We start from the raw sequence: 14,108 nt of genomic DNA, 5'->3' as shown, positions 1-14,108 counted from the left end.
GCGGCGGGGGCCAGGAGGGCGCGAGTCGTGGCGGCGATCAGAACCGCCCAGGTCAGAGCGGCCCAGGTCAGGGCGGCGGCGGGAACGCGTCGGGTAACGTCACCGTCGCGCCGCCCGGTTTCGTCCCGGCGAGGTTCGGAATCGGCGGGTCCTTCGGCGCTCCGGATGCGGTGTCCGCGATCCCGGTGGCGGTGGTGCCGGGTTGTGCGACGTGTACGGCACCGACGATCACCAGCGTGAGCGATCTTGCGGGGTTCGCCCCGCTCGCCCCAACGCAGTCCATGGAGCCCAACGGGGTGGCCCTGGTGGGATTGGCGGCGAACTTCGTGGGTGCGGCATCCGTTCATGAGGTGTCTGGAACGTTGCTGGGCAGTGCGGCGCAGGTTCGGTTCACACCGGTCGCGTTTCACTGGGATTTCGGAGACGGTGGCCGGCTCACGTCGGGGACCGGCGGCGCGACGTGGGCGGACCTCGGCGTTCCGGAGTTCTCGGTCACCGACACGAGCCACATCTATGACGTGCGCGGGGATGTCGTGGCAGGCGTCACGGTGGAGTACCGGGCGCAGTATCGAGTGGGCGGTGGCTCGTGGACCGCGGTGGTCGGCACGGTCGCGGCGGCCGCACCACCCTTACCGGTGGCCGTGCGGCACATCAAGACGGTGCTCGTGGCTCACGACTGCCTGCAGAATCCCGCCGGCATCGGCTGCTAGTGCTCAGTGATTGCGGTGGTCGACGAACGACATTCGCGGGCCGTGCCGAGGCTTCTGCGCGGTGCCGCTGGCTTGCAGCAAGCGCACGACCCGATAGCGGTGAGGGCGCCACTTCTCCATGGCCTCCACCATCTGCTCGTCGGTGAAGGGACGCCCGAACAAAGAGTGCCCAATGACGTCGGACAGATGATAGTCACCCACTGACAGCGCATCGGCATCCCCGAACGCGCGCTGCGCAACTTCCGCGGCCGTCCACGCTCCTATGCCCGGCACGGCACGGAGGCGAGCAGATGCATCCGCTGCGCTCAGCAGTGTTGCGGCCTCGAGCTGGCGGGCAAGGCCGAGGCACTCCTGCACGATCCCGGCGCGACGCGGATCGACGCCTGCCTTGTGCCATTCCCAGGACGGGATGAGCTGCCAGGCGCGATTGGCCGGGACGACCATCATGTTCAGGGGCGCCGGCCCGGGCGCCGCCGTGCCGTAGGCGCGAACAAGCCGGCGCCAGGACGCGGTCGCCTGCACCCCGACCACTTTTTGTTCAAGCACGGCAGGGATAAGCGACTCCAACACCCGGCCCGTACGCGGGATGCGCAACCCCGGCCAGCGTCGGTGCGCGTCACTCAACCGTGCATCCCCGGGCCGGAAGGTCGAGGGATCGTCGAGGGCGCCGACCATCTCCGGCGCAGCCTCCACCGCGGCACGGGCGCCGGGTCCCCATGACTCGCACCGAATCGTGTGCAGTCCGGACTGGGTGAAGCGCAGCGACGCCGGCCCGTCGTGGGTGAGCGTCGTGCGCCACACGGCGCCGTCGCCGGCCACTGCGTGCGTGGGGTCTGACATGCCATGGCGCAGGCTCGAGAGAGTGAGCACGAGATTGGTCGCAAACAGAGCTTCCCACGTGGAGGAAGCGTCGGCGTGCGGCGGGGAGGCGAGCATATGTCCTTCGAATCGTCCCTTCAAGAATAGGCACCGGCGGCGAAATAGCACGGCCTCGACCCCCGCAATAACGGACGGACTGCCACCCGGCGTGAAAGACTGAATCCACACAATTACGACTTCTGGGAGCCATCTGTGACCATCACCACCCCCGCGAAAGCGGAGGTCGCCGTCATCGGCGGCTCGGGACTGTACGAGCTCTTCGGCTCGAGCCTGTCCACCACGCATGAGATCGACACGCCCTACGGAACGGCGCAGGTCACCGTCGGTGAGCGCGCGGGCCGCACCGTCGCTTTTCTCCCGCGGCACGGTTCCGGGCACAGCGAAGCACCGCACCTCATCAACTACCGCGCCAACATCTGGGCTCTCGCCTCGGTCGGTGTGCGCGCCATTATCTCGTCCGCGGCCGTCGGCGGCGTGAGCCCGGAGTACCCGCCGGGAATGCTCGTCGTGACCGACCAGTTCATCGACCGCACCACCGCGCGCGCCGACACCTTCTTCGACCAGGGATCGGTGCAGCACCTGGCCGCAGCAGACCCGTTCGACCCCACCCTGCGACGCATTGCCATTGAGGCGCTCACAGTGCTCGGCGAAGACTTCTCTCCCACAGGTACCGTCGTTGTCATCCAGGGCCCGCGCTTCTCGACCCGCGCAGAATCCACCTGGTTTCGTTCCATCGGGGCGCACATCGTGAACATGACGCAGTATCCCGAAGTGGTCCTCGCCGCCGAACTCAACATGGGCACCGTCAACCTGTCCTTCGTTACCGACGCGGATGCCGGACTGACCCCGCTCGAGGCGACCGAAGCCGTCTCGGCATCGCTCGTGTTTCATCGGTTGAGGGCGGCGCAGCCGCGCATTCTCACGGCGATCGACGCGATCCTGCGTGGACTGCCCGAGAACTTCGAGCCGCGAGAACTCGTCGCCAGTGCCGAGGTGAGCGCCGCGTTGGCTCGCGGCGTTGTGCGCCCCGAGGCGGTACCGGCCGGTTTGGCCACAGAATGACGCATCTTCTCGTCACGGGTGGCGCCGGATTCATCGGTGGCGCCATCGTGGAACAAGCCCTTGAACGTGGCTGGCGCGTGCGTGTGCTCGATTCGCTGCGCGCCGATGTGCATGGAGCGCCGCCCGCGATGGACGCGAGAGTGGACTTCATTCACGGTGACGTCACCAACCCCAACGATGTGGCGGACGCCCTCGCCGACGTCGATGTGGTCTGCCACCAGGCCGCCAAGGTGGGTCTGGGCGTCAACTTTGCAGACGCCCCCGACTACGTCACCAGCAACGAGGTGGGTACGGCCGTGCTGCTCGCGGCAATGGCTGTTGCCGGGATTGATCGACTGGTGCTGGCCTCGTCGATGGTCGTTTACGGCGAGGGGAGCTACGTCGGACACCACGGCCCGGCCCGCCCCGGACCCCGCCGCGCGATCGACCTCGATGCCGGCCGCTTCGACCCGGTCGACGAGGTTACCGGGGACCGCCTGCACCCGGCGCTGATCTCCGAAGATGACCCGCTTGACCCCCGCAATGTCTATGCCGGTACGAAGCTCGGCCAGGAGTACATCGCGACCTCGTGGGCCCGAGCAACCGGCGGACGTGCCATCGCGCTGCGCTACCACAACGTCTACGGTCCGGGCATGCCTCAGAACACGCCCTACGCCGGTGTCGCGTCGCTCTTTCGCTCGGCGTTGGAGCGCGGTGAAGCCCCCAGGGTGTTCGAGGACGGCGCCCAGCGCCGCGATTTCGTGCACGTGCGCGACATCGCATCCGCTAACCTCGCCGCGATCGATTTCACTCGGGATGCCACGGAGGCCCTGTTTCGCCCGTTCAACGTGGGCAGCGGAACCGTGCACACCATCGGTGAAATGGCCGAGGCGTTGAGCTCGGCGTCGAACGGTCCCGCTCCCGTGGTCACGGGGGAGTACCGGCTCGGCGACGTGCGCCACATTACGGCGTCATCGGAGCGCGTGCGCCGGGAACTGCAGTGGATGCCCGCCATCACCTTCGAAGACGGCGTGCGTGAGTTCGCCTCGGCCCCGCTCCGCGCCGCCGTGCAGCACTAGCGCGCCGCAGCCGGGGATCCCTCCAACCTCGCCCGTGGTTGCTAGTTCAGGAGATCCTCGGGCTGGTGCCGGCAGATCCGCGTCGTTCCGGCACCTCCGCGCCCCGCGGGAGCGGATCTCCTGAACTAGGAACCGTGCGGCCGGGCGGACGACGGGCGGGATCAGCCGGAACCGGGCGGCAGGGCGGACGCCGGCGGGATCACGCGGGGGCGACGGGCAGCAGGACCTCGAAGCGGCATCCGTCGGCGGTGTTCAGAACCGAGACTTCTCCGCCGTGCGCCCGCACAATGCCCTGCACGATGGCGAGGCCGAGGCCCGCGCCGCCCGTCGGCAGTCCCGACTCGGCCGGTGTTCGCGGTCCACTGGCCCTCCACCCGGCTTCGAAGACCCGTGGGAGGTCGTCGTCAGGGATGCCGCCCGCAGAATCGAGCACGGCGATCGACGCGAGCGCGTGGTCGTGGCGGGTGGCCGAGACGACAATGCGGCTGCCCGGCGGCGAATGCTGGATGGCGTTCATCACGAGGTTGCCCACCACCCGGGACAGCTCTCGCGGGTCGGCGTGAATGGACAGGCCTCGCTCGCCCTCGAATCGCAGGTCAAGCCACTTCGCGGTCGCCACCGGCGCGAGTTCCGCCACCGCGTCGCTGATCAGGTCGTAGAGCGGCACCTGCTCCAGGGTGAGGTGAAGCGTCCCTGCGTGAATACGCGATAGTTCGAACAGGTCGTCGACCATGCCGGTGAGCTGGTCCACCTGACCGCGAATCTGCCGGTAATACCGCTCCGGGTCGGGTGCCATGCCGTCTTCGAGCGCCTCGGCCATCGCTCGAATTCCGGCGAGCGGCGTGCGCAGGTCGTGCGAGATCCACGACACGAGTTCTCGGCGGCTGGCCTCGACCCGCACTTCGAGCTCTCGAGCCTCGGCCAGCCGCCGTGCCGTGCGGGCGAGTTCGGCGCGCACCTCGGCCAGCGGCGCCGAGTCGGTGTCGGCGGTGACCGTCTGTGACACCGAATCCTCCGCCACATGCCGAGAGCGGATGCGCCGCGCCGCCACCACCAGCGCGCCCAGTGCCAGCACGCTCAGCAGGCCCGCGCCGACCAGGGCGACGGTGGCGACGCTCGCCAGATCGCCCGGTGTCATTCTTCGGACCCTGCCGCGGGAGCGGGCGCCACGGATCCCTCTGGCGGCGCGCTGCCCTGGCCGCCCTGTACGGGGTCGAAGCGGTAACCCACACCCCACACCGTGTTGAGCAACAGCGGATGTGCCGGGTCGGCCTCGATCTTCTCGCGCAGGCGGCGCACGTGCACGGTCACCGTGGACAGGTCGCCGAATTCCCAGCCCCACACCGAACGGAGCAGGTCTTCGCGGCTGAACACCGTGGTGGGGTGTCCGATGAGGTGCGCGAGCAGGTCAAACTCGCGGCCGGTGAGCACGAGCGGGATGCCGCGCAGCCGCACTTCGTGTGCCGCGAGGTCGAGCGTGAAGTCCCCGGCCGAGATGACGCCCTCCGGTGTCGGTTCCTGGCCGGTGCGGCGCAGCACGGATTGCACGCGCAGCACCAGTTCGCGCGGTGAGAACGGCTTGGTGAGGTAGTCGTCGGCGCCGGCCTCCAGGCCCTCGATGCGGTCTTCTTCCTCGCCGAGCGCGGTGAGCATGATGACCGGGATCGACAGCGACGCTCGGATTCGCCGGCAGACCTCGATTCCGTCCAGCTGGGGGAGCATCCGATCAAGAATCACGAGGTTGGGCCGCATGTCCTCGGCGTGCCGCAAACCACTGGCACCATCGGAGGCCTGATTCACCTCGAACGCGGCCGCGCGCAGGTAGCGACACACCACTTCGGACACCATCTGGTCGTCATCGATCACGAGAATGCGGCGCCCGGCAAGCGGATCGGTGCGCACGGATCCGGAATGCGGGGTGAGTGTCACCCTCTCAGGATAGGTCAGACGCTGCCGCCGACTGCGGGCGCATTCGGCTTCCGTGCCGGGGCTTACAGCGTTTCACCAGATGTTCCCACCTAAAGTCGATCTATGACTCAGACAAGGGTAGATGTGGTTTTTCCCTGCCTGAACGAAGCCGGCGCCCTCCCGTGGGTGCTCTCTCGGCTGCCGGAAGGATACCGGGCCATCGTGGTGGACAACGGTTCAACGGATGGTTCCGCCGACGTTGCCCGGGAGCACGGCGCCCTGGTGGTGAACGAGGCCCGTCGCGGCTTCGGCGCCGCCGCCCATGCGGGGCTCCTGCACTCCACCGCCCCGGTCACGGCGTTCTGTGACGCCGACGCGTCCATGGACCCCCGCGATCTGCCGCGCCTCGTCGATCCGATCGAGGCTGGAACCGACGATTTGATGCTCGGGCGCCGCCGTCCCACCACCCGCGGCTCCTGGCCCGTGCACGCACAAATAGCAAATACCTATCTTTCCTGGCGACTGCGCCGAATAACCGGTGTGAGCATCCATGATCTCGGCCCGATGCGGGCCGCCCGGCGCGAAGCGCTACTGACCCTCGACCTGCAAGACCGTCGCAGCGGATACCCGCTCGAAATGTTTCTGCGGGCGGCGGACGCACACTGGCGCATCCGGGAGGTCGACACCCCCTACGCCCCGCGGGTGGGGCGCAGCAAGGTGACCGGCACCGTTCGTGGAACAATCACCGCCATTTCCGACATGTCCAAGCTGCTGCGGGAGACCCACTCATGACCGTTCTCGTTGTCATCGCCAAGGAATGCCTGCCCGGCCGGGTCAAGACCCGGCTGCACCCGCCGCTCAGCCTGGAGCACGCGGCCCTGCTCGCCGCCGCGAGTCTCGATGACACGCTCATCGCCGCTGCGACTCTGCCGGCCACGCGCCACGTTCTTGCGTTCGACGGCGACGTTGCTCCGGCCACAGCCACCGGCTGGGAGATACTGCGGCAGGTGAGCGGCGGCCTCGACGCGCGTCTCGCCGCCATTTTCGACTCCTTCGACGAGCCCACCGTGCTCATCGGCATGGACACCCCGCAGGTGACCGCCGAGCTTCTCGCGCCCGTCTTCGACACGGCCGTCGACACGGATGCCTGGCTCGGCCTCGCCGAAGACGGCGGCTTCTGGGCGCTCGCCATGAACAAGCCGGACGGCTCCCTGATCCTCGGGGTACCCATGTCCCAATGCGACACGGGCGCGCACCAGCTCGCCCGCCTCACGGATGCCGGCCTCCGGGTGAGCCACCTGCCGCCGCTCGTGGACGTCGACACGATCGACGACGCACATTTCGTCGCGTCCGAGGCCCCGAACGGGCGCTTCGCTGCTACTCTCGCTACAATTCTGGCCGCAGCACCGATTTCTGCCCCTCTCGACCCGTTCCTCGCCCAGAAGGGATCACGCCGATGACGCTCACTTCAGCTCGTGGCTATCGGTCGCCCGCGCAGACCGACGCCACCTTCGGTGCCGGAGGCGCCGAACCGTATGCCGAGGCCCTGCTCGGCACCTCACACGTGCTGTACCTGCACGGCGTGCGCTCGCCGGACAGCTCCGCCCCCGCCGCGATGAATGCCGCCCGGTGGAGCGCCGATGCCGACGACACCGACCATTCGCTGCTGATCGGCGCTGCCTCCCCGGTGCTCGACATCGGTTGCGGCCCCGGCCGGATGCTGCGCGCGGCGTCCACGCTCGGCCTGTCCGCGGTGGGCGTTGACGTATCAGCGACGGCCGTGCGGATCGCCATCGCCGCCGGGCTGACGGTGCTCAACCGCTCCGTGTTCGAACCCATCCCGCTGGAGGGTACCTGGGGAACCTTGCTGCTCGTCGACGGCAACATCGGCATCGGCGGCGACCCTCGCGCGCTGATGCACCGGTGCGCCGCCCTGTTGGCGAGCGGAGGTGTTCTCGTCATCGAGGTGAGCGCCGACCCTGATCAGGAGCTCAGCTATGAGGGCACCCTCGAAGACGCCCAGGGGCGCCGCAGCGCCCCGTTCCCGTGGTCCGAAATCGGGGCACGGGCGCTGCGACCGCACGCCGAAACAGCCGGCCTTCGCTTGGTTCAGGAGTGGCGCGTGTCCGGTCGTTCATTTGTGCGCTTTGCGCGCGAGTAGAGCCACCCGGCCAGGCCCGCCGTCAACACGGCGAGCACCAGCCAGAAGACGGCCAGGTTGAGCCCGTAGTTGAGGGGCAGAACGGTGGGGTTGGCGCTCTTGTAATTGACGGCCACGATCACGGGAACGACGACGAGCGACACGATCGAGCCCACCACGATGAATCCCTGAATCACGACGACGACGGTTGCGCCGAGCCGCTGGCCGCCGCGGCGCAGCAGAACGCCGATCAGGAACACGATCGGGGCGAGAATCGCGTCGTGCAGAATGATCGCGGCGATGATCCACAGGGCCACGCCGGGCAGCCGCGTCACCCGCACCGTGTCGAGCATCACGTAGGCGCCCCAGGCGAGGAGAGCGACGCCCAGGCCGATCAGCCCCAGACGGATGCCGCGCATCAGGCGTGTCTCGTGGGCCTCCGGCGCTCGGCTGCCGCTGCCGGTTCTCAGCTGATCGCTCATGCGTCTATTGCCTCGATTCGGCTGAGCCATTTGGTTTGCAGCACACCGGGACGGCCCGGCGCGATCATACGAGCCGGGTAGCCGTGTTCCAGATGGAGGGTCTCCCCGTTGAGCTCAAGTGCGACGACGGTGAGCGGGTCGCGCACGTATTCGTAACCCATCTGGGTTTTGCTGAAACTGCCGCGTTCTTCAAGGCTGATCAGACGGAACGAGGTGCCGGCATCCGCTCCCACCGCGTCGGCGAGGTCCCGGAGACGAACGCCGCGCCAGGTGGCCATCTGGCTCCACCCCTCGACGCACGCGATCGGCAGTCGCACCTCCGTCTGTTCCATGGCGAGCAGTTGCGCGCGCGTGAACGTGTGTTCCGTCCCTGCGGAGACGACGGTCAGCGCCCAGCCGGCGTCCATGGCGGCGTCCGAAACCTTGGCCTGCGTGGAGGTGCGGTTCACGGGGACGCCCTGCGGGCCGACGCCCTTCTTGCGCGGGGCGAACACGTTCGCGGCGTCGAGGGGGGTGACGGTCTGGCCGGCGGTGAGGCCCACGACCGCGGTGGCACTGACGGCCACGGTGGTGAGGAAGCCGCGCCGACTCACCCTGCTGCGGCTGGCGGGGGTCGCATCAATGTAGTCGAGCAGGCGTCCGGTGACGCCGGTGGGGCGAGTGCCGCCCCACCGGCGTACTTCTTCGAGATTCTTTGACCGATCCGGGGACGCGGCTTCGGAGAGGTTCTCGGGTTCGCTGCCGTCCGGCGCCTTGCGCCAGTAGCGGGTGATCAGCGGGAGTTTCATGCCGATGTGAATGACCAAGAGACCGATGAGCACCCAGCCGAGCGCGAAATGCACCTGACGGAACGGGAACGGCCACGGGTACCACTGGTAGGTGTTGAGCAGGCCGATGGCAATCTGTACGAGCGAAATTCCCACGAACAGGGCGATGGACGCGCGTTCGAGAAAATTCCAGAACGACCTCACCGGCGGCCAGGCGAAGAGCGCCGGAAACACGATGTAGAGCTTGGCGAGCAGCAGCGGCAGGCAGGCGATGCCGGCGATGATATGCGTGCCCTGGGTGAACTGATACAGGTAGGCGGGGCGCGTCGCGAAGTGCATGCCGGGGAGGGGCTCCTGCAAAAAGTGGCTGTACAGCCCGGTGCCGAAGCAGATGAGGAAGGCAGCGCCCAGGAGTCGCCCGATGACCGTGGCCATCCGGGGGTTTCGCACCGGCGACGCCAACGCTCGCTGGGCCTCGTACATCAATCGCCGCATGTATCCAGTTCACACCACTTGCGCGTGTCAGGAGGGCCGTAATCATTACGGTTGGGTGACAGGGCGTATGCACGGCGCCGGGTGTACCCGCCGACGCCCGAAGTCGGCGAGTATTGCAGGGTGCGAATTGTTCTGGTTTCTGTGCTCCTGCTGCTGAGCACTGCCCTCACCGGATACACGGTTCTCAGCTACGACAATTTTCGGCCGAACCCGGATTCGGCCGCGCTTATGGCCTGCACGGGAGGGCTGTGGCTGTTGTTCGTTCTCGCTCTGCTGGCGTTGCGCGGGGTCAGCGGGCGAGCCGTGGTGGTGCTCGTTCTCGTGGGTTCGGTCGCCATCGGTGGTGCCGCCATGGTGGGCCCGCCGAATACCAGCACCGATTCCGCCCGCTACGCCTGGGATGGCATCGTGCAAAATGCCGGCATCTCGCCCTACGCGTATCCGCCGACGGATGAACGTCTCGACGACCTGCGCCCCGAGTGGCTGTTTCAGGAGCCGGTCGTCAATAAGCGTGGCGACGCCGTGTGCCCGGGAGAACGCATCCAGCGTGCGCACAAGGACCAGTCCGGTGACCTGTTCTGCTCGGCGTTGAATCGCTCGAACGTTCCCACGATCTATCCGCCGGCGAGCGAAATCTTCTTCGCCGGGGTCCGAGCCGTCACCGGACCGAGCGCCCGGTACTGGCCGCTCCAGCTCGCCGGACTTCTGTTGAGCGTGGGCACGACGGTGATGCTGCTGCTGGGGATGAAACGCCGGGGCATTGATCTTCGCCGCGCCGCCCTGTGGGCGTGGTGTCCTCTGGTGGCCACGGAGGCGGTCACGAACTCCCACGTCGACATGCTCGGCGTGGTGTTCACGCTCGCGGCCGTGTTCTTCGTCAGTTCCGGGAGCCACTGGCGGGGCGGAATCATGCTCGGCGTCGCGATCGCCACCAAGCTCATCCCCGTCATTGCCGCACCTGCGATGCTGCGTCACCGAGGGTGGAAGGTGATCATTGCCTCGATCGTCACCTTCGCCCTGCTGTACGTGCCCTATGTGCTCGCAACGGGCATCAGTGTGCTCGGGTATCTGCCCGGGTACCTCAGTGAGGAGGGCTATCAAGACGGCTCGCGCTTTGCCCTGATCTCTCTGTTCGCTCCGGGCGAGTCGGCCATTGTCGTCGCCGGTGTGCTGCTCGTCGGGATCGCCTTGCTCGTGTTCTTTCTGACCAACCAGGCCGAGCCGTGGGTGGGTCAGCTCGTGATGATCGGCAGCACCTTGCTCATCGTCAGCCCGCGCTACCCGTGGTACGCGCTGCTGCTGCTGCCGTTCGTTGCGCTCAGCGGTCGGTGGGAATGGCTCATGGTGCCGCTTGCCCTGAGCCTGCGCCTGCTGGAACCAACGCCTGAGGTCACCCAGATTGCGATGGCGCTGGCCGCAATCGTGATCGTGGCCGTTTCCCTGCGTCGCGCCGGCCCGGGGGCCACCGGGCGTTTGGTGCGCGCACCCAAGGTCTGGTTGGACCGGCGCGCTTCGGCCAGGTCGTCAGCCGGTCGCGTCTAACGAACGAAACGCAGCACGTTGGTGCCGGTCAGATTCCATTCCTGATCAACGTGCAGCCCGAGCGCGGCGAGCTTCGTGGTGATGCTCGGACGCCAGTCCTGCTTGTCGCTCGTGACGAGCCACACTTCGTCTTGACCGTCGATTCGATCTGTCACCTCGGCCAGGGGATATTGCGTGGCCCAGAGCGTGCCGGCGTCGGCGCCCGGGGTCTTGAGCTTAACGTCGACGAGTCCCGTGAACGCATCCGGATACGCGAGGGCGATCAGGCGGCTGTTGGCTGCCGGGTGGTGTCGCACCGGGCCGTAGATGACGGCCCCGTCGGTCGGGTGCAGCGCTCGTTCACTGGCGACGAGGGCGGCGACCTCGCTCCACGATGAATTCTGCTTGGCCTGCGGCATCCGCTGGGCAACGTACTGGGGTGCGGCGAGTGCCACCAGCACGGCGATGGCGAGCACTTGCGGCCAGGTGCGGCGCAGGGAGCCGAGGGCGATGCCCATGAGCAGGGCAACGGCGGGCGCGCCGAAGGTGAGATACCGCGGGGAGTAGAGCGGGGAAATCAGCAGCGAAACCACGATGAGGCCCAGCGTCGGAATGACGATCCACGGCACGGTTACGGCTAGGAGGCTCGGCATGGCAGACACCGGTCGCTCACGCGCGCGGTCGCGCCGGGCATCGTGAACGAGCACCCCCAGCCCGGCAAGAACGAGGGTCCACCCGGCCACGGCGAACGCCGGATTGAGGGCAAACCACTGCCACACCACCACGTCGTTCAGCGTCTGTCTGCCGACCGGCGGAATCCAGCTCACCTGCTTGCTCTGCGCAGAGACGGCCAGCGCGAAGGGCACGAGCAGCAGGGCGGCGCCAGCGGATGCCGCGAGCCAGCCGAGCAGGCCGGCGCGGCGCCCCGCCGCGGGCGAATCGGAACGCCGCCGGCTGAGCCACGTCCAGATGGCGGTCACACCGTGGGCCGCCACGAGGAGTGCGAGGTAGAGGAAGACCGCGGTGCTCACCACGGCGATCGCGAAGTAGAGCGCCCACCAGCGGGCGCGCACCGCGCGGGGTGCGCCTCCGCGGCGCCATGCGGCGAGGAACACCAGTGTGAGCAGAACGGCCAGAGTCGTGCCGAGGGCGAAGGACCGGCCCTCTTCGCCGGCCCAGGTGATGCGCGGCAGCACGCTGAAGGCGAGGCCGGCGAAGAGAGCAGTGCGGCGGGAGGTGAAGGATCCGGCGAGCCACACGATCAGTGCGGCGGCGAGGCCGGTGAAAATGGCGGAGGGAAGACGCAAGGTGAAGGGTGAATAGGGCACGAGGTCGAACCACACGTGCATGGCCGCGTAGTACACGCCGTGCACGAGGTCGACGCTGCCGAGCAGGCGGAAGAGCTCGGGCCAGCTTCGGGTCGACGAGGTGATGGTGGCGGCCTCATCGAACCAAATGGACGGAACCCAGGAAAATGCCGCGGCGATGAGAAAGGCGACGGCGCCCACGACCACGGCGTCGCGCGTGCGTGTTCCGCCGAATCGGCGGGGCGTCAGCGCGCGAAGAGGCCGGGCGGTCTCGGGAGATGCCGTCATGGTCTTGTCCTTGATATGGGTGCGAGAGAACTCACCCCCGAGAGTAGCCCGATGCAGCTGACACCTGGCCGGGTGTGGGGTGTGAAAGAGGGGCCCGTCGCGTGTGCGACGGGCCCCGTGGGGGTGGTGCGGGTTACTTGGTGGCGACGGTGATGGTCGCGATGCCGACGAGGAGCTGGTCGGCGACGGCGTCGGTTTTGAATGTGGAGTTCAGCAGTCCGGCGGCGTCAGCGGAGATGTGCACCGTGGTGCCGGTGAGGATGGCGTTGTCGCCGTCCATCTCGAGGGGCTTGAGGGTTCCACCGTAGAGGTCGAAGAGCAGAACCTGCGTCGCGGCGGACTCGCCGTTGACGCTCACGTCACCGAACAGTTCGGAGGTTCCCGGGTCGATCGTGAAGTTGGTCAGTTCGACAACCGTGTCACCGGCGGTCAGTGAGAAGCCGGACCCCTCGTGCTCGAGCGAGCCCTGCACGTACGGGCGCACGGTGCCGTTCGGGTCGAAGTAGTCCACGTTTCCGCCGGTGATGGGGAAGTGCAGGCTGCCCTCTTCGAGCGTCGCGTCCCCGACGGTGCCCGGCGTCAGGCCCAGGCTGCCGAGGGCGGCCGCGAAGTCGGCGTCAAGCAGAACCGCGGTGTCCACACCCGAGAGGCTGGGGATCGAGGCGAGAGGCGCTTCAGCGGTCGGGGCGCTGGACGAGCTCGACCCGGAACCCGACTCGGCGGTGGCCGTGGTTCCGGTGGAGCAGGCGGCGAGGCCGGCAACGAGAATTCCAGCGGAAGCGAGGCTGATCATGGTCTTGGAGAATGTACGCATGAGGTGGGTGTCCTTGTCTGAGTTGCTGTGATTGGTGGTGGTGATGAGGTCTGCATGGTGTTCGGTCTCATCCCCGAAAAGGTTTGGAACCCACACGTTCCGTTACCATTCCGTTACCAGACACAGCAGCCAGCCCGTCGCACACGGCGCAATCATGCGGCAGTGTCGTCCATGCATCCGCCGCGAAGCGCCGCCGACCGGCCCGGCTCGAGGCGACTTGGGTGTTCTAGAAGTGGCGGAAGCGATCGGGAGCAAGCTCCCAGGGATCCTTGCCGAGCAGTTCGGCGATGCCGCGGAACACGCAGGTCTCAATAATCATGCGCTGGTGCACCTCGTCGTTGCTGTGCAAACGAGAAAGGCGCTGAATGGGCAGCCGGTAGAAGATCACTCGACGAGATGCGGGGGTGACCATCCACCGTTCGACGCCGACGTCGCTGACCACGGAATGCGGGCCGGCGGCAACTTCGAACACGGCGTCGGCGAGTTCCTCGGCCCAGACGCCGCGCAGGTAATCCACCGTCGACGTCACCGTCAGCTCAAAGAGGTCGATGCGCGTGCGTAGCGGCGGCAGAAAGGGGCCGGTGACCGAGCTGCGCACGCCGCGTCCATGACGGTCGCGACCGCGACCGCGAACCGTGGGCTCGGGGATGGCGGACCGGCGGGATCTGGACATGCGC

General features: G+C 67.7%; 15 protein-coding genes. 7 read left to right on the top strand and 8 right to left on the bottom strand.

Annotated features, from left to right (window positions below):
• Positions 1 to 236 precede the first annotated feature (236 nt).
• Positions 237 to 710 (top strand): PKD domain-containing protein, encoded by a 474-nt coding sequence (locus tag AC1MB9_RS11885; RefSeq protein ID WP_479962154.1) that lies wholly within the window; start codon positions 237 to 239, stop codon positions 708 to 710.
• Positions 711 to 713: 3 nt separating this feature from the next.
• Here AC1MB9_RS11885 and AC1MB9_RS11880 read toward each other — a convergent pair whose 3' ends face one another.
• Complete coding sequence (locus tag AC1MB9_RS11880; RefSeq protein ID WP_479962153.1) at positions 714 to 1,646, bottom strand: DNA-3-methyladenine glycosylase family protein; 933 nt, start codon at positions 1,644 to 1,646, stop codon at positions 714 to 716.
• A 135-nt stretch (positions 1,647 to 1,781) separates the two neighbouring features.
• Here AC1MB9_RS11880 and AC1MB9_RS11875 point away from each other — a divergent pair, with 135 nt between their 5' ends.
• Complete coding sequence (locus AC1MB9_RS11875) at positions 1,782 to 2,651, top strand: MTAP family purine nucleoside phosphorylase (protein ID WP_479962152.1); 870 nt, start codon at positions 1,782 to 1,784, stop codon at positions 2,649 to 2,651.
• On the top strand, positions 2,648 to 3,709 hold the full coding sequence (locus AC1MB9_RS11870) for an NAD-dependent epimerase/dehydratase family protein (protein ID WP_479962151.1): 1,062 nt from the start codon (positions 2,648 to 2,650) through the stop codon (positions 3,707 to 3,709). The genes AC1MB9_RS11875 and AC1MB9_RS11870 overlap by 4 nt, the downstream gene beginning before the upstream one ends.
• Before the next feature lie 199 nt (positions 3,710 to 3,908).
• Here the strand turns inward: AC1MB9_RS11870 and AC1MB9_RS11865 are convergent, their stop codons facing one another.
• Positions 3,909 to 4,847: a sensor histidine kinase gene (locus tag AC1MB9_RS11865; RefSeq protein ID WP_479962150.1), complete on the bottom strand. Its 939-nt coding sequence runs from the start codon at positions 4,845 to 4,847 to the stop codon at positions 3,909 to 3,911.
• A complete protein-coding gene (locus AC1MB9_RS11860) occupies positions 4,844 to 5,638 on the bottom strand; it encodes a response regulator transcription factor (RefSeq protein WP_479962149.1) in 795 nt (264 codons plus the stop codon). The genes AC1MB9_RS11865 and AC1MB9_RS11860 overlap by 4 nt, the downstream gene beginning before the upstream one ends.
• 102 nt (positions 5,639 to 5,740) lie before the next feature.
• On the opposite strand from AC1MB9_RS11860, the gene AC1MB9_RS11855 reads away from it, so the two are divergent.
• Genes AC1MB9_RS11855 through AC1MB9_RS11845 form a run of 3 tightly spaced genes read left to right on the top strand, consistent with a single transcriptional unit; the run spans position 5,741 to position 7,778 of the window.
• Positions 5,741 to 6,409, top strand: a complete 669-nt coding sequence (locus tag AC1MB9_RS11855; protein ID WP_479962148.1) for a glycosyltransferase family 2 protein — start codon at positions 5,741 to 5,743, stop codon at positions 6,407 to 6,409.
• Positions 6,406 to 7,077, top strand: a complete 672-nt coding sequence (locus AC1MB9_RS11850) for a TIGR04282 family arsenosugar biosynthesis glycosyltransferase (RefSeq protein WP_479962147.1) — start codon at positions 6,406 to 6,408, stop codon at positions 7,075 to 7,077. Before AC1MB9_RS11855 ends, AC1MB9_RS11850 begins: the two co-directional genes overlap by 4 nt.
• Positions 7,074 to 7,778 carry a class I SAM-dependent methyltransferase gene (locus AC1MB9_RS11845; RefSeq protein ID WP_479962146.1) on the top strand — a complete coding sequence of 235 codons (705 nt, stop codon included), beginning with the start codon at positions 7,074 to 7,076 and terminating at the stop codon, positions 7,776 to 7,778. Before AC1MB9_RS11850 ends, AC1MB9_RS11845 begins: the two co-directional genes overlap by 4 nt.
• Here AC1MB9_RS11845 and AC1MB9_RS11840 read toward each other — a convergent pair.
• Positions 7,727 to 8,239: a hypothetical protein gene (locus tag AC1MB9_RS11840; protein ID WP_479962145.1), complete on the bottom strand. Its 513-nt coding sequence runs from the start codon at positions 8,237 to 8,239 to the stop codon at positions 7,727 to 7,729. The genes AC1MB9_RS11845 and AC1MB9_RS11840 overlap by 52 nt on opposite strands.
• The gene (locus AC1MB9_RS11835; protein ID WP_479962144.1) at positions 8,236 to 9,501 is read right to left on the bottom strand and encodes a molybdopterin-dependent oxidoreductase; all 1,266 of its coding nucleotides are present in this window, start codon (positions 9,499 to 9,501) and stop codon (positions 8,236 to 8,238) included. Before AC1MB9_RS11835 ends, AC1MB9_RS11840 begins: the two co-directional genes overlap by 4 nt.
• Before the next feature lie 120 nt (positions 9,502 to 9,621).
• Between AC1MB9_RS11835 and AC1MB9_RS11830 the strand changes: the two genes are divergently transcribed.
• Positions 9,622 to 11,043, top strand: a complete 1,422-nt coding sequence (locus AC1MB9_RS11830) for a glycosyltransferase 87 family protein (RefSeq protein ID WP_479962143.1) — start codon at positions 9,622 to 9,624, stop codon at positions 11,041 to 11,043.
• Here AC1MB9_RS11830 and AC1MB9_RS11825 read toward each other — a convergent pair.
• The 3 genes from AC1MB9_RS11825 to AC1MB9_RS11815 form a co-directional block, all read right to left on the bottom strand.
• On the bottom strand, positions 11,040 to 12,617 hold the full coding sequence (locus tag AC1MB9_RS11825) for a glycosyltransferase family 39 protein (RefSeq protein WP_479962142.1): 1,578 nt from the start codon (positions 12,615 to 12,617) through the stop codon (positions 11,040 to 11,042). The two genes, AC1MB9_RS11830 and AC1MB9_RS11825, sit on opposite strands and share 4 nt — an antisense overlap.
• Positions 12,618 to 12,750: 133 nt before the next feature.
• The gene (locus AC1MB9_RS11820) at positions 12,751 to 13,431 is read right to left on the bottom strand and encodes a hypothetical protein (RefSeq protein ID WP_479962141.1); all 681 of its coding nucleotides are present in this window, start codon (positions 13,429 to 13,431) and stop codon (positions 12,751 to 12,753) included.
• A 226-nt stretch (positions 13,432 to 13,657) separates the two neighbouring features.
• On the bottom strand, positions 13,658 to 14,104 hold the full coding sequence (locus AC1MB9_RS11815; RefSeq protein ID WP_479962140.1) for a metallopeptidase family protein: 447 nt from the start codon (positions 14,102 to 14,104) through the stop codon (positions 13,658 to 13,660).
• Positions 14,105 to 14,108 lie beyond the last annotated feature (4 nt).

The organism is Cryobacterium sp. AP27, assembly GCF_056680495.1.
This window is presented reverse-complemented; position numbering and strand designations above follow the sequence as displayed.